The sequence below is a fragment of the Geodermatophilus sp. SYSU D00700 genome, assembly GCF_054050255.1.
Map to the genome: position 1 here is coordinate 1 of NZ_JBJGZA010000015.1, position 17,224 is coordinate 17,224.

A 17,224-nucleotide genomic window follows, 5' to 3' on the forward strand; every position below is an offset into this window, starting at 1 on the left:
CGGGGCCGCGCGGGCCCGGGGCCGGCCGGGGCCGGGCGGGGGTGGTACGGCGGCCCCGCCCGGGCCGGCGGCCCCGGCGCCGGCCGCCCCCGCTGCCGGCGCCGGGGGCGCCACCGACGTCACCGACGCTCCGGACGCCGGCTCCCTGCACGCCGCCGAGTTCGCCCGGGCGGCCGGCCTCGAGCAGGGGCAGCTGGCCGACTGCGTGCAGTTCGGCCTGCTGCTCCCCGACGCCGACGGGCGGCACCCGGCCGGTGACCTGCCGATCGCGCGGGCCGCCGCGGGCCTGGCCCGGCACGGCATCGAACCGCGCCACCTGCGGGTGTTCCGCACCGGCGCCGAGCGGGAGGCCGCGCTGGTCGAGCAGCTCGTCGCGCCGGTGCTGCGCTCGCGCGCCGAGGACGCCCGCGCCCGCGCCACCGAGAAGCTGACCGAGCTCTCGGCCCTCTCCGCGCAGCTGCACCGCGCCCTCCTGGAGGCACGACTCCGGGACGTCCTGGGTCCCTGAGTCGGGCGTACGGTGGACTGGCCGCCGGAGGGCCCGCCGTTCGCGCCGCACCGGTGTCCACCCGTACCGCCGCAGCTGAGGAGCAACACGGTGCAGGAACTCAGAGTCGTCGGGGTCCGGGTCGAGCTGCCCGGCAACCAGCCGATCCTGCTGCTGAAGGAGACGGAGGGGGAGCGGTACCTCCCCATCTGGATCGGTGCGGTGGAGGCCGCCGCGATCGCCTTCGAGCAGCAGGGGGTGCGGCCGGCCCGGCCGATGACCCACGACCTGCTGCGCGAGGTCGTGCGCGCCCTCGGCGCCACGCTGGAGGCGGTCAACATCACGGAGATGCGCGACGGCATCTACATCGCCGAACTGGTCTTCGGCGACGACCGGGTGGTCAGCGCCCGCCCGTCGGACGCGGTGGCCCTCGCCGTCCGCACCGGGGCGCCGATCTTCGGCGCCGAGGAGCTGCTCGACGAGGTGGGGATCGAGATCCCCGACGAGCAGGAGGACGAGGTCGAGAAGTTCCGCGAGTTCCTCGACCAGATCTCGCCGGAGGACTTCGGCGCGGGTTCGGGGTCCGGCGGCTGACCGTGACGGGACGGGTGGGGTCCCACCCGCCCCGTTCGTCACACGCGTCCCGTCCTGCGCACACCGACTGGAGTCCGGCGCCGCTCCTGCCGATACCACCCGGTCGGGGTGAGTGCTGCGACACGCCGCCCGCGTCAGTTGACCGCCCTGTGGGCCCGGCTTACGGTCGCGGACAACACCGGTGTGATCCGTGGGGAAGCGGATCGGACCGGGACGGCCGCCGCGACCGCGACGGCACGCGAAGGAGGACCGCTGACGTGAGCGACCAGAGCGAGGGCTCCCAGGGTCAGCTCTTCAGCGACGCCGCCGTGGGGGCCACGGACTACGACGAGGTCGACACCGACCTCGTCGGGTACCGCGGCCCGACGGCGTGTGCCGCCGCCGGGATCACCTACCGCCAGCTGGACTACTGGGCCCGTACCGGCCTGGTCGCCCCCTCGGTCCGCAGTGCGACCGGTTCGGGGACCCAGCGGCTGTACTCGTTCCGCGACATCCTGGTGCTGAAGGTGGTCAAGCGGCTGCTCGACACGGGTGTGTCGCTGCAGAACATCCGCAAGGCCGTCGACCACCTGCGCAACCGCGGGATCAAGGACCTCGCCAACGTCACGCTGTTCTCCGACGGGGCGACGGTCTACGAGTGCACGTCGGCCGAGGAGGTCGTCGACCTGCTCGCCGGCGGCCAGGGCGTCTTCGGCATCGCCGTCTCCGGCGCGCTGCGCGAGCTCTCCGGTGAGCTCGCCGAGCTCCCCGCCGAGCGGCTCGACGGCGCCCCGCTGCACGCCGCCGACGACGAGCTGGCGATGCGCCGCCGTCGCCGCGCGCAGACCGCGTAGCCCTCGGCGGCCCTCGGCGGCGCTGTCCGACGATCAGGTGACCTGGTCGTCGGGCGTCCTCCCTCGCAGTGGGACGTGCGGGAGGACGCCGCACGATCAGGGAGGCTGATCGTCGATCGACGCTGATCGCCCCCGTCGCTGATCGCCCCCGTCGCTGGTCGCCGCCGCGGGTGTGCCGCACCCCGCTGGTAGCGTCGTGGCAATGGCGGACGCTGCTGCTGGCCCCCTCCCGTCACTCCGTGCGCTGAGCCCCGCGGGCTCGTTCGCGGCCCGGCACATCGGCCCGCGCGCCGACGAGACCGCCGCGATGCTCGAGGCGGTCGGGTACGACTCGTTGCAGTCACTGGTCGACGCGACCGTGCCCGAGGCGGTGCGTGACCGCGACGCGCTGAGCCTGCCCCCGGCCGCCGACGAGGCCGCCGTCCTCGCCGAGCTGCGCGAGCGGGCCGCCGCCAACGAGGTCTTCACCCCGATGATCGGCCTGGGCTACTCCGGCACGGTCACCCCGGCGGCCATCCAGCGCAACATCCTCGAGAACCCCGCCTGGTACACCGCCTACACGCCCTACCAGCCCGAGATCAGCCAGGGCCGGCTCGAGGCGCTGCTGAACTTCCAGACGATGGTCGCCGACCTCACCGGCCTGCCCGTCGCCGGCGCCTCGATGCTCGACGAGGCCACCGCCGCGGCCGAGGCGATGACCCTCGTGCGCCGGGCCGGTCGCGAGAAGCCCGGCGCGGTGTTCGTCGTCGACGCCGACACGCTGCCGCAGACCCTCGCGGTGCTGCGCACCCGCGCCGAGCCCCTCGGGATCCCCCTGCACGTCGCCGACCTCTCCGCCGGCTGGCCGGCCGACCTGCCCGAGGCCGGCGCGTTCGGCGTCCTGCTGTCCTACCCCGGGGCCAGCGGCGCGGTCCGCGACCACCGGGCGCTGGCCGAGGCCGCGCACGCCGCCGGGGCGTCGGTGGTCGTCGCCGCCGACGTCCTCGCGCTCACCCTGCTCGAGGCGCCGGGGGAGTGGGGCGCCGACGTCGCCTGCGGCAGCACCCAGCGCTTCGGCGTCCCGCTGGGCTACGGCGGCCCGCACGCCGGCTACCTGTCGGTCCGCGAGGGGCTGGCCCGCCAGCTGCCCGGCCGGCTGGTCGGGGTGTCGGTGGACGCCGACGGCGACGTCGCCTACCGGCTGGCGCTGCAGACCCGCGAGCAGCACATCCGCCGCGAGAAGGCGACCAGCAACATCTGCACCGCCCAGGTGCTGCTCGCGGTCATGGCCGGCGCCTACGCCGTCTACCACGGCCCCGAGGGACTGACCGCGATCGCCGCCCGGGTGCACCGCAGCGCCCTGGCGCTGGCCGGGTGGCTGCGCGCCGGCGGCATCGAGGTCGTGCACGGGGAGTTCTTCGACACCGTGCAGGCCCGCGTGCCCGGCCGGGCCGACGCCGTCGTCGCGGCCGCCGCGGCGCGGCGGGTCAACCTGCGCCGGGTCGACGCCGACACCGTCGCCGTCGCCTGCGACGAGACGACGACGCCGGCGGTGCTGCGGCTGGTCGCCGAGGCCTTCGGGGTCGACAGCGACGACGCCGCCCTGGAGGCCGCCCTCGACGACGACGGCCCGGACGCGCTGCCCGACGCGCTGCGCCGCCGCACCCCGTTCCTGACCCACCCGGTCTTCTCCGCGCACCGCTCGGAGACGGCGCTGATGCGCTACCTGCGGTCCCTGTCGGACAAGGACCTCGCGCTCGACCGCACGATGATCCCGCTGGGCTCGTGCACGATGAAGCTCAACAGCGCCGTGGAGATGGCCGCCATCACCTGGCCGGAGTTCGCCGGGGTGCACCCGTTCGCCCCGGCCGAGCAGACCCGCGGCTACCGGCAGCTGATCGACGAGCTGTGCACCTGGCTGGCCGAGATCACCGGCTACGCCGCGGTGAGCGTGCAGCCCAACGCCGGCTCGCAGGGCGAGTTCGCCGGGCTGCTGGCCATCCGCGGCTACCACGCCTCCCGCGGTGAGTCGCACCGCGACGTCTGCCTGATCCCGTCGTCCGCGCACGGCACCAACGCCGCGAGCGCGGTCATGGCCGGGATGCGGGTGGTCGTGGTGGCCTGCGACGAGGCGGGCAACGTCGACGTCGCCGACCTGCGGGCGAAGATCGACCAGCACGCCGAGCGGCTGGCCGCGATCATGATCACCTACCCGTCGACGCACGGGGTGTTCGAGACCGACATCCGCGACATCTGCGCGGCGGTGCACGACGCCGGCGGCCAGGTGTACGTCGACGGCGCCAACCTCAACGCGATGGTGGGGCTGGCCCGGCCGGGGCGCTTCGGCTCCGACGTCAGCCACCTCAACCTCCACAAGACCTTCTGCATCCCGCACGGCGGCGGCGGGCCCGGCGTCGGCCCGATCGGCGTCCGCGAGCACCTGGTGCCCTTCCTCCCCGGGCACCCGCTGGCCGACACCGGCGGGCAGGGCCCGGCGGTGTCCGGGGCCCCGTTCGGCTCGGCCGGGATCCTGCCGATCTCCTGGGCCTACCTGCGGCTGATGGGCCCCGACGGGCTGCAGCGGGCCACCGAGCACGCGGTGCTGGGCGCGAACTACCTGGCCGCGCGGCTGCGCGAGCACTTCCCGGTGCTCTACACCGGCGCCGGCGGGCTGGTCGCCCACGAGTGCATCCTCGACATCCGGCCGCTGACCCGGGCCACCGGCATCACCAACGACGACATCGCCAAGCGGCTGGTCGACTTCGGCTTCCACGCGCCGACGATGAGCTTCCCGGTGGCCGGCACGCTGATGGTCGAGCCCACCGAGAGCGAGGACAAGGACGAGCTCGACCGGTTCGTCGAGGCGATGGTCGCCATCCGCGACGAGATCGCGAAGGTCGAGGCGGGGGAGTACGACCGCGAGGACAACCCGCTGCGCAACGCCCCGCACACGCTGAAGATGCTCGCCGGCGAGTGGGCGCGGCCCTACCCGCGGTCGGCGGCGGTCTTCCCGGTGCCGCGGCTGGCCTCTCGGGGCTACCTGGCGCCGGTGCGGCGGATCGACCAGGCCTTCGGCGACCGGAACCTGGTCTGCTCGTGCCCGTCGCCGGAGGCCTTCGCCGAGCCCGCGCCCGCGCACGCGCCGCGGACGCACGTCCCCGACCGCGGGGAGGGCGCCCCCGACGACCTCGGCACCACCGCCGACGTGGTGGGGGCTCCGGCCTGAGCCGAGGGGGCCGCGTTGGGGACCCCGTTACGACCTCCGGAGGGTGACCGGGGCCGTGGCGCGGGTGGATCATGCTGGCATGGCGGCGACGGCGCGGCGACGGATCCGGGCGACGGGGGCGGCGCTGGCCGCGGGTGCGCTGCTGACGGCGGGCTGCGCGGCCACCGGGGAGCCCGGACCGATGGTCCCGGCCGCGGCCACGGACGAGACCTCGGCACCGAGTCCGTCGCCGAGCCCGACGCCGTCGTCGACCCCGTCGGCCGGCACGACGCCGGCCCCGTCCCCGGCGCCGTCGGCCACGCCGGCGCCCCCGGCCGACGGGGGCGCGGGCGGTGACCTGCGCGACCGGCTGCTGCCGGCCTCGGCGTTCGGCGAGGACGCAACCGTCGTCTCGCTGGGCGTCGAGCAGCTCGGTGCCGAGGGCTCGGGCTGGGGCGGCTGGCCGGGGCGCTGGGGGTACTGGGGTCCCGGGGACCACGGGCACGACCACGACCACGACGGCGTGGACGACGAGGTGGCCGTCGAGCCGGCGGCCTGCCAGGCGGTGCTCGAGGCGCTGCCCGACTGGGACGAGGAGGCCGACGGGCTCACCCTCGCCGCGCAGGCCGCCCGCACCCCGCAGACCCAGACGGTGCAGGTGCTGGCCGACTCGCCGCAGCTCGAGGGGCTGCAGCTGCCGGTCGACCAGCTGCTGGCCGAGTGCTCGTCGGTCAGCGCGACCGGTCCCTGGGGCTGGAGCACGACCGCCGAGGTGACCCGCCTGGACGTGCCGCAGCTGGGGGAGCAGAGCGCCAGCGTCCAGGTCACCGTGGACCGGGCCGGGGAGGAGACGGTGAGCGTGCTCGTCGGGATCGTCGTCGACGGCTCCCGCGGGCTGGTGCTGGCGCAGAGCGCGGCGCCCGACGCGGCCGCGCCGGACCCGGCGGCGTTCACCGCGCTGCTGGCCGAGGCGGCGCAGGCCGCCACCGGCTGAGCCGCGACGGCCTCCGCCGGTCGTGCTAGGCGGAGACGAGGCCGGCGGTCCGCCACTGGTGGTGGTCGGCGACCGCGCGGCCGTCGGGCAGCAGCTCGCCGTCGTCGTCGAAGAGGACGACGCCGTTGCACAGCAGGCTCCAGCCCTGCTCGGGGTGGCTGCTCACGACGGCGGCGAGGTCACGCGCGTCGCTGGCGGCGTCGGGACAGGGGGTCGCGTGTACGCACATCAGGAGGACTCCCGGTCAGGCCGGCTCACGCCGGGTGTACGTGTAGTGATCGTCCGATCACGAGACGTCGTCGAGTGTGCGCGCGGCGCCGCCGGGCGTCAGGTGACGAATCCCACGACCTGACCCCTTCGGGTCGTCAGACCTCGCCATGGCGGGCGTAGGCCGGGGGCGCGGACCATGCGCGGCCGCTCGTCGGTGAGCGTCACGTCTGCGCGCCCCCGTGAGCAGTCCCGCGCGCCGGCCCGAAGGGCCCCGGCTGACCGACGTCCTCAGCGGATCGCGATCACCGCGCGGAGCGCCGCGCCGGGGGGTCCGATTCGCTCCGGCGGGCCCGGCTGTAGGCCGGCCTCGCGGAGCTGGGCACGCAGCACGTCGACGGCGGGCAGCTCCGTGCGGCCCTCCTGCGCCCGCAGCAGCAGGTCCAGGTGCCGGCTGAACAGCTGCGGCCCGGCCACGGTGGTGACGACCACGAGGACGCCGCCGGGTGCGAGCAGGCGGGCGACCGCGCGCAGCAGCTGCTCCCGCTCGTCGACCGGCACGTAGTAGACGACGTTGGCGAGCAGGGCCAGGTCGAAGCCGTCGGCGAGGGCGCCCGGACGACCGGCGGCGAGCGCCTCCCGGATGTCGACCGCCTCGACGGCGGCCCGGTCGGCCAGGCCCCGCTCGCGCAACGTGCGCCGGGCCAGCGCCGCGGCGTCGGGGTCGACGTCCACGCCGAGGCCGGTGGCGTCCGGCGCGGCCTCGAGCATGGCCGCCAGGTACGTGCCCGCACCGCACCCGACGTCGAGCACCCGGCGCGGCCGACGCTCGGTGACCGTGCGGACGAGCAGGTCACGGACCAGCGGGGAGACCGCGGCGGACACCCGGGCGATCACCTCGCCGTGCTCCGCGGCGTCGCGGCGCCTCGGGCCACCGCGCAGCAGCACCGGGAGATCCCGGTACAGCTCGGTCTGGTAGCCGCCGAAGGCCTCGTACGTCGCGCGCACCGGGTCGCCGACGACCGCGCGGCCGAACCGGGTGAGCCGCCACGCGCCCTCTCCGGTGACCAGCCCCGCGGCTGCGAGGACGCGGAGGTAGGCGGCCAGCAGATCGGGGTCGACCGCCCCCAGCCGCCCGGCCAGCTGCTCGGTGCCGGCCGGCCCCTCCCCGAGCGCGTCGAGCAGGCCCAGGTCGAGCGCGGCGGCGACCAGCTGCAGCCGGATCCCGGCCAGACCCTCCCGCGCGGCGCGCAGCCGCGCGCGGAGGTCCCCGCCGCGCAGCACCTCGGCCAGCACTCTCGGACTCGGCATCCTCGCCATCGGGACTCCTCGGCTGGGAGGGCGCGACGGTAGCGCACGCCGACCGCCCGGTCGGCGGTCCGACGGGACCGTCCGCAGCCCGGCCGTCCACCGACTCCGTGCCGCGGCCGGGCACCGAGCCCGCCGCACCGCGGTCCCACGCACGCCGCTGGGACGGGACACCCCTCAAGCCCGTTATCCCCAACTCACGCGCCAGATCTGGTCGGTGGCGGTGACCGGGGAAGGGAGCGGCGACAGGGAGGAGACGGAGGACGCCGGTCAGAGCTTGCGCAGCAGGATCCGGCGCACCGAGTGGTCGGCGGACTTCTGCAGCACCAGCCGGGCCCGCGACCGCGTCGGGGCGATGTTCTGCCGCAGGTTGGGGCCGTTGACCGCGGCCCAGATCGACAGCGCCGTCGCCCGTGCGTCGTCGTCGCTGAGGTCGGCGTAGCGGTGGAAGTAGGCGGAGGTGTCGGCGAACGCGGTGCGCCGCAGCGCGAGGAACCGCTCGACGTACCAGTGCTGGATGTCGCTCTCCCCGGCGTCGACGTAGACGGAGAAGTCGAAGAAGTCCGAGAGGAACACCTCGGGCACCCGGCCGTCGTCGCGGCGGCCGGCCTGCAGCACGTTGAGCCCCTCCAGGACCAGGACGTCGGGCCGGTCGACCACCTGCTGCCGGCCGGGCAGCACGTCGTAGGACTGGTGGCTGTACACCGGCGCGCTCACCTGGCCGCGGCCGGACTTGACGTCGGCGAGGAAGCGGATGAGCGCCCGCCGGTCGTAGCTCTCGGGGAAGCCCTTGCGGGTCAGGAGGCCGCGCTGCTCGAGGACGGCGTTGGGCCAGAGGAACCCGTCGGTGGTCACCAGGTCGACCCGCGGCGAGCCGGGTGCGGCGGCCAGCAGGGTCTGCAGCAGCCGGGCGGTGGTGCTCTTGCCGACGGCGACGCTGCCGGCCACGGCGATGACGTAGGGCACCTTGGCGGTGGTGTCGCCGAGGAAGCGGTTCTGTGCGGCCCACAGCCGCTTGCTGGCGGCGACGTGCAGGCCCAGCAGCTCGGCGAGGGGCAGGTAGACGGTGGCGACCTCGTCGAGGTCGATCCGGTCGCCGAGGCTGCGCAGCCCACGCAGGTCGGCCTCGTCCAGCGGCAGGGTGCGGCTGCCGGCGAGAGCCCGCCACGCGTCGCGGTCGAAGGCCGCGTAGGGCGAGATCTGGGGGCGGGTCCCTGCCGTCACACCGTCCATCGTGGACCCCGGCGCTCCCCGGCCCGCCCGCCGGGTCACCCGCGCGGGGGTCGCGGGGGCCCGGACCGGTGTCCGCGGCCGGTCGGGGTCGGTGGCCGCGTCTAGGGTGCCGGTGTGCCGACCCGCCCCGGGCTGCTCGACTGCGTCGAGCGGTACGCCGCCGCCGCGCCGCTGCCCGATGCGCGGCTGGTGCCGGCCGGGGCCCTCGACGTGCCGGTCGGCCCGCCCGCGTGGCCCTATCCCGCGCGCCCGCGGCCCGACGCCGGCCTGGTGCGGGCCGAGGACGTGCGCGCCGCCACCGCGCTGCAGGAGGAGGCGGACCTGCCGGCCGCGGTGGAGTGGGTGGTGGAGCGGACCCCGTCGCTGGCCGCCGCCGCGCGCGGGGCCGGACTGGTGGTCAGCTACTTCCCGCTGCTGGTGGTCGACGACCCGGTGGAGGTGCTGCTGCCCGCCGGGGTCCGGCTGTACCTGGTGGGGGCCGAGGACCCGGCGCTGCCGCACTACCAGCACCTGCTCGAGACCGGGTTCGCCGCGCACCACGGCGACGGGACCGGTGACGCGCCCGACGAGGCGGCCGACGCCGCGTCCGACGCCGACGAGGGCCTCCCGGACGCGCGTGCCGAGGTGCTGCGCGAGCGGGTCGCCGCGGGCCGGACGGTGGTGATGGTGGCGATCGAGGACGGCCGGCCGGTGGGGGTGGGTTCGCACCACCCGGTCGACGTCGACGGCACCGAGATCAGCGAGATCGTCGGCGTGGCCAGCTCGCCGCGGCGGCGCGGGCGCGGGGTCGGGGCGGCGCTGGCGTCGGCGCTGGTGGCGCACGCCCGTGAGACCGCCGACCTGGTGTTCCTGACCGCCGGTGACGACGACGTCGCCCGCGTCTACGAGCGGGTCGGCTTCGCCTGGCTGGGCTGGACCGGGGTGGCCGCCCGCCCGCCGGACTGACCCGGCGGCACCGGCCCGGCGGTCCCGGTCCCGGGACGCGGCGCCGCCACGACCCCGGCGGCCGGCCGGAGCGGTACGAGCGCGAGGACCAGCGGGTGCGCGGGGGCCGGCCGGTGACCTCCTCGGGGCGTCACGCACCCCGGGTACCCGGCGCCGCCCACCCGCGCACCCGCAGGCCAGGACGCTGTCGTTCCGCTCAGTCCTGGGTGTGGGTGATCACCATCGTCGCGCGGGCCAGGGTGTGGCCGAAGAGGTTGAAGCCGTGGAAGGCGGGGGAGGCGTCGGCCGGCACGCCCATGTCCTCGGTGTCGAGGGCGTGCACCACGACGAAGTAGCGGTGCGGGCCGTGGCCGGCCGGGGGAGCGGCCCCCACGTAGCCGGGGAAGCCGGCGTCGTTGCGCAGCTGGCGGGCGCCCGCGGGCAGGGCCGAGCCCTCGCGGTCGCCGGCGCCGGTGGGCAGCTCGGTGACCGAGGCGGGCAGGCCGGTGAGCACCCAGTGCCAGAAGCCGCTGGCGGTGGGGGCGTCGGGGTCGAAGACGGTGACGGCGAAGCCGCGGGTCTCCTCCGGGAAGCCCGACCAGGACAGCTGCGGCGAGCGGTCCTCGCCGCCGGCGCCCATGACGCCGCTGACACAGTGCGCCGGCATGGCCTCGCCGTGGCGCGCGTCGGTGCTGGTCACCGTGAACGAGGGGACGGGCGGGAGGAAGTCGTAGGGGCTCGGGGGAACGGGCCGGTCGGCCACGGGCGGTCCTCTCCTCGGGTGGTGGTCGCGCGGGTCGTCGTCGCGCCGGCCCCAGGCTGCCGCGCGCGGGTCCGCCCGGCGACCGGGGCGGCGCTCTCGACAGGTCGCGGGCGCGACACGCCGGTAGCGTCGCAGCGTGCTCGGACTCCCGGACAGCATCCGCGCCTGCCTCTTCGACATGGACGGCGTCCTCACCCGGACCGCCACCGTGCACATGGCTGCCTGGAAGCGCACCTTCGACGAGTTCCTGCACGCCACCGAGCCGGGGGCCGTCGAGTTCACCCAGCTGGACTACAACCGCTACGTCGACGGCAAGCCGCGCGCCGACGGTGTCCGCGACTTCCTCGCCAGCCGGGGCATCGTCCTGGACGAGGGCACGCCGGAGGACCCGCCCGACGCGCGGACCGTGCACGGCATCGGCCGCCGCAAGAACGAGCTGCTGCTGACCGAGCTGGCCGAGCACGGCGTCGAGGTCTACCCCGGCTCGATGGCCTACCTGCGCGCGGCGCGGGAGGCGGGCCTGGCCACCGCGGTGGTCACCGCCTCGGCCAACGGCGAGCAGGTGATCGCCGCGGGCGGGTTCGCCCAGTACATCGACGCCCGCGTCGACGGCGTGGTCACCGCCCGGGAGGGGCTGCGCGGCAAGCCCGCACCCGACACCTTCCTCGCCGGCGCGCGGGCGCTGGGCGTCGAGCCGGCCGCCGCCGCGGTGTTCGAGGACGCGCTGGCCGGTGTCGCGGCGGGCCGCGCGGGGAACTTCGGGTACGTGGTGGGTGTGGACCGGGTCGGGCAGGCCGACGCGCTGCGGGAGAACGGCGCCGACGTCGTCGTCACCGACCTCGACCAGCTGCTGGGGGACCGGACCGCGGAGGAGGGTGCGAGGTGACCGAGGGGCGCCCCAGCTTCCCGATCGAGCCGTGGTCGCTGACCGAGATCGGTCTCGACCACGCCTCGCTCGGCGTGCACGAGTCGGTGTTCACCCTGGCCAACGGGCACGTCGGCATGCGCGGCTCGTTCGAGGAGGGCGAGCCGATCGTCGTCCCGGGCACCTACCTCAACGGCTTCTTCGAGGAGCGCCCGCTGCCCTACGCCGAGGCCGGCTACGGCTTCCCGGAGCAGGGCCAGACGGTCGTCAACGTCACCGACGGCAAGCTGCTGCGGCTCCTGGTCGGCGACACCCCCTTCGACCTCGACTACGGCGAGATCGTCGAGCACCGCCGCACCCTCGACCTGCGCCGCGGGGTGCTGCGCCGGGTCACCGAGTGGCGCTCGCCCAACGGCCGCACGGTCAAGGTCACCAGCACCCGGCTGGTGTCGCTGCGGCGCCGGTCGATCGCCGCGATCGAGTACTCCGTCGAGTGCAACGACGACCGCGGCGACCTCTACGTGGCGCTGCAGTCGGACCTGCTGGCCAACGAGCCGGTCGACAGCGGCAGCGAGAGCGACGACCCCCGCGCCGCGGCCGCGCTGCGGCGCCCGCTGGTCAAGGAGATGGCCGTCGGCCGGGCCCAGCGGGCGGTGTTGGTGCACCAGACCCGGCGCAGCAAGCTGCGGGTGGCCGCCGGCATGGACCACGTCATCGACGTCCCCGACACCGCCACCGAGGACATCGAGGCCGGCGAGGACCTCGCCCGCTACACCCTGGCCGCCCGGCTGCCCCAGGGCTCCACGCTCAAGCTGGTCAAGTACCTGTCCTACGGCTGGAGCTCGCGCCGGTCGGCCGCGGCGCTGCGCGACCAGGTGGAGGGCGCGCTGGCCACGGCGAAGCTGGCCGGATTCGAGCGCCTGCTGCGCGAGCAGAAGGAGGTGCTCGACTCCCACTGGTCGCTGGCCGACGTCGAGATCGAGGGCGACGACGAGCTGCAGCAGGCGGTGCGGGTCGGCGTGTTCCACCTGCTGCAGGCCTCGCTGCGCGCCGAGCGCCAGCCGATCCCGGCCAAGGGGCTCACCGGCCCGGGCTACGACGGGCACACCTTCTGGGACACCGAGACCTACGTGCTGCCGGTGCTCACCTACATCGCGCCCGACGCCGTCCGCGACGCGCTGCGCTGGCGGCACTCCACCCTCGACCTGGCCCGCGACCGCGCCCGGGAGCTGGGCCGGCGCGGCGCGGCGTTCCCGTGGCGCACCATCCGCGGCGAGGAGACCAGCGGGTACTGGCCGGCGGGGACGGCGGCCTTCCACATCAACGCCGACATCGCCGACGCCGTGGTGCGCTACGTGCACGCCTCCGGTGACGAGGAGTTCGACCGCGACTTCGGCGCCGAGCTGCTCATCGAGACCGCCCGGCTGTGGGCGTCGCTGGGCCACTTCGACGCCGAGGACGGGTTCCGCATCGACGGGGTGACCGGCCCCGACGAGTACACCGCCGTCGTGGACAACAACGTCTACACCAACCTCATGGCGCAGCGGAACCTGCGCGAGGCGGCCGCCGCGGTCGAGCGGCACCCCGACGTCGCCGGGCGGCTGCAGGTCACCGAGGACGAGGTGACGCTGTGGCAGCGGGCCGCCCGGATGATGCGGGTGCCCTGGGACCCGCGGCTGGGCGTGCACATGCAGTCCGAGGGGTTCACCCATCACGAGGAGTGGGACTTCGCCGCGACGCCGGCCGACCACTACCCGCTGCTGCTGAACTACCCGTACTTCGAGATCTACCGCAAGCAGGTGGTCAAGCAGGCCGACCTGGTGATGGCGCTGCACCTGCGCGGCGACGCCTTCACCCACGAGGAGAAGGTCGCCGACTTCGCCTACTACGAGGCCCGCACGGTGCGCGACTCCTCGCTGTCGGCGGCCCAGCAGGCGGTGGTGGCCGCCGAGACCGGCCACCTCGAGCTCGCCTACGACTATTGGGGCGAGGCGACGCTGACCGACCTGCAGAACCTGCACGGCAACGCCGGCCACGGGCTGCACCTCGCGTCGCTGGCCGGCGGCTGGATGGTCGCCGTCGCCGGGTTCGGCGGGATGCGCGACCACGACGGCCGGCTGCTGTTCGCCCCGCGGCTGCCCTCGCGCATCACCGGGCTGCGGTTCCGGCTGGCCTACCAGGGCCGCGTCCTCGAGGTGGCGATCGGCAAGGAGCAGACCACCTACCGGCTGCACGAGGGCGAGCCGCTCGACATCCACCACCACGGCCGCCGGGTCACCGTCGACGAGGACGAGCTGGTCCTGGACAACCCGCCACCGCCGGAGGTGGCCCCGGTGACCCAGCCGCCCGGCGCCGCGCCGCGCCGGCGCGGCAAGGGCCAGCGGGACTGAGGAAGGACCCCGTCCTCCCCACCCTTCGCGAGCTCAGGGCGGGACCCGGGACGGGGCCGTTCCAGCCGGCCACCGGGGCCGTTTCAGCACGTCCCCTGGGACTCAGGACAGGACGCGGGCGAGCCGGGTCACCGCCTCGGTGAGCCGGCCGGGCGGGGCGGCGGCGTAGCCGAGCACCAGGCCGGGCGGGCCGGGCCGCACCCGGTGCCAGGACAGCGGGTGCACCAGCACCCCGGCCTCGCGCGCCCGGGCGGCCAGCTCGACGTCGTCGGCGTCCGGCCGCCCGGGCAGGGTGAGCAGCAGGTGCAGCCCGGCGGCCACCCCCTCGACCCGGGCGGCGGGCAGGTGCGCGCGGACGGCGGCGACGACGGCGTCCCGGCGGGCCCGCTGCCGGGCGCGGACGCGGCGCAGGTGGCGGTCGTAGGCCCCGCCGGCCAGCAGCTCGGCCAGGACCAGCTGGGGCAGCACCGGGCTGCCGAGGTCCATCGCGTGCCGGGCGGCGACCAGGTCGGCGTGCAGGTGCGCGGGGGCGACCAGCCAGCCCAGCCGCATCCCGGGGGCGAGGGTCTTGGAGGTGCTGCCGGTGTGCAGCACCGACCCGGGCGCGCCGGCCTGCAGCGCGGGGACCGGGGCGCGGTCGTAGCGGTGCTCGGCGTCGTAGTCGTCCTCGACGACCAGCCCGCCGGTGTCCCGCGCCCAGGCCAGCACCGCCCGGCGGCGCTCCGGGGCGAGCACCACCCCGGTGGGGAACTGGTGGGCCGGGGTGAGCAGCACCGTCGGCGCGCCGGTGGCGGCCAGTGCGCCGACCACCAGCCCCTCGCCGTCGATGGGCACCGGGACGGTGCGCACGCCCCAGTGCGCCAGCGCCTCCCGGGCGCCGCGGGACCCGGGGTCCTCCACGGCGATCGCCGGCGCCGCGCCGGACCGGGCCCGCAGCACCGCGGCCAGCAGGGTCAGCGTCTGCGCCACCCCGGCGACCACGACCACCTCGTCGGGGCCGGCCCGCAGCCCCCGGGTGCGGGCCAGCCACGCCGCGAGCACCGCCCGCAGCCGCGGGTGGCCGCGCGGGTCGCCGTAGCCGAGGTCGGCGTCGCCGGCGGTGGTCAGCACCGTGCGCTCGGCGCGCAGCCAGGTGGCGCGGGGGAAGGCCGCCAGGTCGGGCACGCCGGGGGAGAGGTCGAGGTCGACGCCCTCGGGCGCCCGGGCGGGCAGCCGGGGCACTACGCCGTCGGGGACCGGCTCGGGAGCCGGGCGGGACGGCGGCGGCCCGCCCGGTGCGCCTCCCGGGTCGGATAGCACGGTGCCGGGGAGCACGGTGCCGGCGACCACGGTGCCCGATCCGGTCCGTGCCACCACCAGCCCCTCGTCGGCCAGCCGGCGCCACGCCTCGACGACGACGCCGCGGGAGGCGCCGAGCTCGCGGGCGAGGACCCGGGTCGGGGGCAGCGGCGTGCCCGGGGCGAGGCGTCCGTCGGTCACCGCGGCACGCACCCGGTCGACCAGCCAGGTCGTGAGGCCCTGCGGCGGGGCCTCGTCGCGGCGCAGCTGCAGGAAGTCGGCACCGCCGTCGGGCCGGTCTCCGGATCGGTCCACTCCACCCCGCCCTCATCGGACCTGTGCACCGGTCCACCTGCCGCCCAGGGTGGCACCGTGACCGCCGCTCCCGACAGCCCCAACAGCGTCCGTGCCGCACTGCCCGGCGCCGTGGCGATGGCCTTCGTCGGGGGCAGCGTGGCGGTGTCCGGGCTGCTGGCGCCCTCCGGCGACGCCACCGCGCAGGCGCTGCGCTACGCCGTCGCCTGCCTGCTGCTCGCCGTCCTGGCGCGGGCCACCGGCCGGCCGCTGCGGCGGCCGCGGGGCGCGGAGTGGGGCTGGCTGCTCGGCGTCGCCGGCACCGGGCTGGTGCTGTTCAACGTCGCGCTGGTGGAGGGCGCGGCGCACGCCGAGCCGGCGGTCCTCGGGGTGGCCGTCGCCAGCGTGCCGCTGCTGCTCGCGGTGGCCGGTCCGCTGCTGGAGGGCCGGCGGCCCCGGCCGCGGGTCCTCGCCGCCGCCGTCGTCGTCACCGCCGGGGCGGCGCTGGTGCAGGGGCTCGGCCGCGCCGACGGGACCGGGCTGGCGTGGGCGCTGGTGGTGCTGGCCTGCGAGGCGGCGTTCACGCTGCTCGCCGTCCCGGTGCTGGGCCGGCACGGTCCCTGGGGCGTGTCGGTGCACGCGACCTGGCTGGCCGCCGGGGGCTTCGCCGTCCTGGGGCTGGTCACGGAGGGCCCCGGCGCGGTGCTGCGGCTGGGGGTGCCGGAGCTGCTTGCGGTCGGCTACCTCGCCGTCGGCGTCACCGCGGTCGCGTTCGTGCTCTGGTACGCGACGGTCACCCGGCTCGGCGCCGCGCGGGCCGGCCTCCTCACCGGCATCGCGCCGGTGGCCGCGGCCGCCGCCGGCGTGGCGCTGGGCGGGCCGCTGCCGGCCCTGCCGGTGTGGACCGGCGTGGCGGTGGTCGCGGCCGGCCTGGTCCTCGGGATGGGGGCGGCCGGGCCGGGCGGAGGAGGCCCCGTCAGGGCTGCAGCAGCCAGACGGCGGCCAGCGCCAGGGCGGCGACGTCGACGAGCAGGAACAGCCCGACCCACAGCAGCCCGGGCAGGCCGGTGAGGCGGGCCAGCTGGTCGGCGTCGGAGTCCGGCACGCGGCGACGGCGGCGGGCGCGCTGCAGCTCCAGCACCGTGCGCGGCGCGGCCAGGAGCAGGAACCAGGTGACCGCGGCGGCGAAGGCGGCCTGACCGGCCGGCGGCACCCAGGCCGTCACGCCGGCGACGACCGCGCCGGTGGCCAGCACCGCCCACAGGCCGAAGAAGTTGCGGATCTGCAGCAGCAGGAGCGCCAGCAACGCCAGCACCGCCCACAGCACCCCGGCGGCGTGCCCGGCGGCCAGCAGCGCCGCGGCGCCCAGGCCGAACAGCGCCGGGCCGACGTACCCCGCCGCGCAGGTGAGCACCATGCCCGGGCCGGTGGGGCGGCCCGCCGACACGGTCAGCCCCGAGGTGTCCGAGTGCAGCCGGATGCCGGCCAGGCGGCGGCCGGTGGCCAGCGCCGCCAGTCCGTGGGCGCCCTCGTGCGCGATGGTCACCACGGTGCGGGTGGGCCGCCACAGCGCAGGGCTGGCGACGACGACCAACGCGACGACGGCGGCCCCGGCCAGGACCTCGACGGGCAGCGGCGCCTCGGCGGTGACGCGGGTCCAGAGTCGGGCGACGGCGTCCATCCCGGCGAGTGAACCGCACCGGACCGGGAGGTCCCCGCAGCGACGCGAGGGTGTGCGCCCGCGCTGCATGCTGCCGGCCGGAACCCGGCGTGCGCGCACCCGCTCGCCGTCGTCGTCCGTTATCCCCAACCGCCCGCTGTCTGGCTGCGGTGGGCGCGGGGGAGGTCACACCACCGCGGACTGCGAGGG

The 17,224-nt window shown here is 76.5% G+C and carries 14 protein-coding genes and 1 pseudogene; 9 read left to right on the forward strand and 6 right to left on the reverse strand.

Going from position 1 to position 17,224, the window contains the following annotated elements; genetic code table 11:
- From ACI79V_RS12825 to ACI79V_RS12845, 5 genes and pseudogenes are all read left to right on the forward strand, one after another.
- Positions 1 to 508: pseudogene (locus ACI79V_RS12825) on the forward strand (hypothetical protein); the annotation flags it as partial.
- Positions 509 to 598: 90 nt separating this feature from the next.
- Complete coding sequence (locus ACI79V_RS12830) at positions 599 to 1,081, forward strand: bifunctional nuclease family protein (protein ID WP_456873219.1); 483 nt, start codon at positions 599 to 601, stop codon at positions 1,079 to 1,081.
- A 257-nt stretch (positions 1,082 to 1,338) separates the two neighbouring features.
- A complete protein-coding gene (locus ACI79V_RS12835) occupies positions 1,339 to 1,914 on the forward strand; it encodes a MerR family transcriptional regulator (protein WP_456873220.1) in 576 nt (191 codons plus the stop codon).
- 202 nt (positions 1,915 to 2,116) lie between these two features.
- Positions 2,117 to 5,119 carry an aminomethyl-transferring glycine dehydrogenase gene (gcvP, locus tag ACI79V_RS12840; protein WP_456889801.1) on the forward strand — a complete coding sequence of 1,001 codons (3,003 nt, stop codon included), beginning with the start codon at positions 2,117 to 2,119 and terminating at the stop codon, positions 5,117 to 5,119.
- A gap of 79 nt (positions 5,120 to 5,198) precedes the next feature.
- The gene (locus ACI79V_RS12845; RefSeq protein WP_456889802.1) at positions 5,199 to 6,092 is read left to right on the forward strand and encodes a hypothetical protein; all 894 of its coding nucleotides are present in this window, start codon (positions 5,199 to 5,201) and stop codon (positions 6,090 to 6,092) included.
- A 25-nt stretch (positions 6,093 to 6,117) separates the two neighbouring features.
- Here the strand turns inward: ACI79V_RS12845 and ACI79V_RS12850 are convergent, their stop codons facing one another.
- The 3 genes from ACI79V_RS12850 to coaA all read right to left on the reverse strand — a co-directional run bounded on the left by ACI79V_RS12850 (position 6,118) and on the right by coaA (position 8,840).
- The gene (locus tag ACI79V_RS12850; RefSeq protein ID WP_456873224.1) at positions 6,118 to 6,321 is read right to left on the reverse strand and encodes a DUF5999 family protein; all 204 of its coding nucleotides are present in this window, start codon (positions 6,319 to 6,321) and stop codon (positions 6,118 to 6,120) included.
- Positions 6,322 to 6,590: 269 nt separating this feature from the next.
- On the reverse strand, positions 6,591 to 7,610 hold the full coding sequence (locus ACI79V_RS12855; protein ID WP_456889803.1) for a class I SAM-dependent methyltransferase: 1,020 nt from the start codon (positions 7,608 to 7,610) through the stop codon (positions 6,591 to 6,593).
- Positions 7,611 to 7,877: 267 nt separating this feature from the next.
- Positions 7,878 to 8,840 (reverse strand): type I pantothenate kinase, encoded by a 963-nt coding sequence (gene coaA / locus ACI79V_RS12860; protein ID WP_456889805.1) that lies wholly within the window; start codon positions 8,838 to 8,840, stop codon positions 7,878 to 7,880.
- A 114-nt stretch (positions 8,841 to 8,954) separates the two neighbouring features.
- Between coaA and ACI79V_RS12865 the strand changes: the two genes are divergently transcribed.
- Positions 8,955 to 9,785, forward strand: coding sequence for a GNAT family N-acetyltransferase (locus ACI79V_RS12865; protein ID WP_456889806.1), 831 nt, complete (start codon positions 8,955 to 8,957; stop codon positions 9,783 to 9,785).
- Positions 9,786 to 9,981: 196 nt separating this feature from the next.
- On the opposite strand, the gene ACI79V_RS12870 is transcribed toward ACI79V_RS12865, so the two are convergent.
- Positions 9,982 to 10,527: a YbhB/YbcL family Raf kinase inhibitor-like protein gene (locus ACI79V_RS12870; RefSeq protein WP_456889808.1), complete on the reverse strand. Its 546-nt coding sequence runs from the start codon at positions 10,525 to 10,527 to the stop codon at positions 9,982 to 9,984.
- Positions 10,528 to 10,663: 136 nt separating this feature from the next.
- On the opposite strand from ACI79V_RS12870, the gene ACI79V_RS12875 reads away from it, so the two are divergent.
- A complete protein-coding gene (locus tag ACI79V_RS12875; RefSeq protein WP_456873229.1) occupies positions 10,664 to 11,413 on the forward strand; it encodes an HAD family hydrolase in 750 nt (249 codons plus the stop codon).
- On the forward strand, positions 11,410 to 13,782 hold the full coding sequence (locus tag ACI79V_RS12880; protein WP_456889809.1) for a glycoside hydrolase family 65 protein: 2,373 nt from the start codon (positions 11,410 to 11,412) through the stop codon (positions 13,780 to 13,782). The genes ACI79V_RS12875 and ACI79V_RS12880 overlap by 4 nt, the downstream gene beginning before the upstream one ends.
- Before the next feature lie 102 nt (positions 13,783 to 13,884).
- Here ACI79V_RS12880 and pdxR read toward each other — a convergent pair whose 3' ends face one another.
- Entirely contained in the window at positions 13,885 to 15,375 is a 1,491-nt protein-coding gene (gene pdxR / locus ACI79V_RS12885; RefSeq protein ID WP_456889810.1) for a MocR-like pyridoxine biosynthesis transcription factor PdxR, read from the reverse strand.
- 57 nt (positions 15,376 to 15,432) lie between these two features.
- Between pdxR and ACI79V_RS12890 the strand changes: the two genes are divergently transcribed.
- Positions 15,433 to 16,425: a DMT family transporter gene (locus ACI79V_RS12890; RefSeq protein WP_456889812.1), complete on the forward strand. Its 993-nt coding sequence runs from the start codon at positions 15,433 to 15,435 to the stop codon at positions 16,423 to 16,425.
- On the opposite strand, the gene ACI79V_RS12895 is transcribed toward ACI79V_RS12890, so the two are convergent.
- Positions 16,331 to 17,035 (reverse strand): M50 family metallopeptidase, encoded by a 705-nt coding sequence (locus ACI79V_RS12895; protein ID WP_456889816.1) that lies wholly within the window; start codon positions 17,033 to 17,035, stop codon positions 16,331 to 16,333. The two genes, ACI79V_RS12890 and ACI79V_RS12895, sit on opposite strands and share 95 nt — an antisense overlap.
- Between the last annotated feature and the right edge of the window lie 189 nt (positions 17,036 to 17,224).

Excerpts from the sequence above, each read along its gene's own strand:
- gcvP (WP_456889801.1), top strand. The coding sequence starts at position 2,117 with ATGGCGGACGCTGCTGCTGGCCCCCTCCCGTCACTCCGTGCGCTGAGC.
- ACI79V_RS12845 (WP_456889802.1), top strand. The coding sequence starts at position 5,199 with ATGGCGGCGACGGCGCGGCGACGGATCCGGGCGACGGGGGCGGCGCTG.
- ACI79V_RS12850 (WP_456873224.1), bottom strand. The coding sequence starts at position 6,321 with ATGTGCGTACACGCGACCCCCTGTCCCGACGCCGCCAGCGACGCGCGT.
- ACI79V_RS12855 (WP_456889803.1), bottom strand. The coding sequence starts at position 7,610 with ATGCCGAGTCCGAGAGTGCTGGCCGAGGTGCTGCGCGGCGGGGACCTC.
- coaA (WP_456889805.1), bottom strand. The coding sequence starts at position 8,840 with ATGGACGGTGTGACGGCAGGGACCCGCCCCCAGATCTCGCCCTACGCG.
- ACI79V_RS12895 (WP_456889816.1), bottom strand. The coding sequence starts at position 17,035 with ATGGACGCCGTCGCCCGACTCTGGACCCGCGTCACCGCCGAGGCGCCG.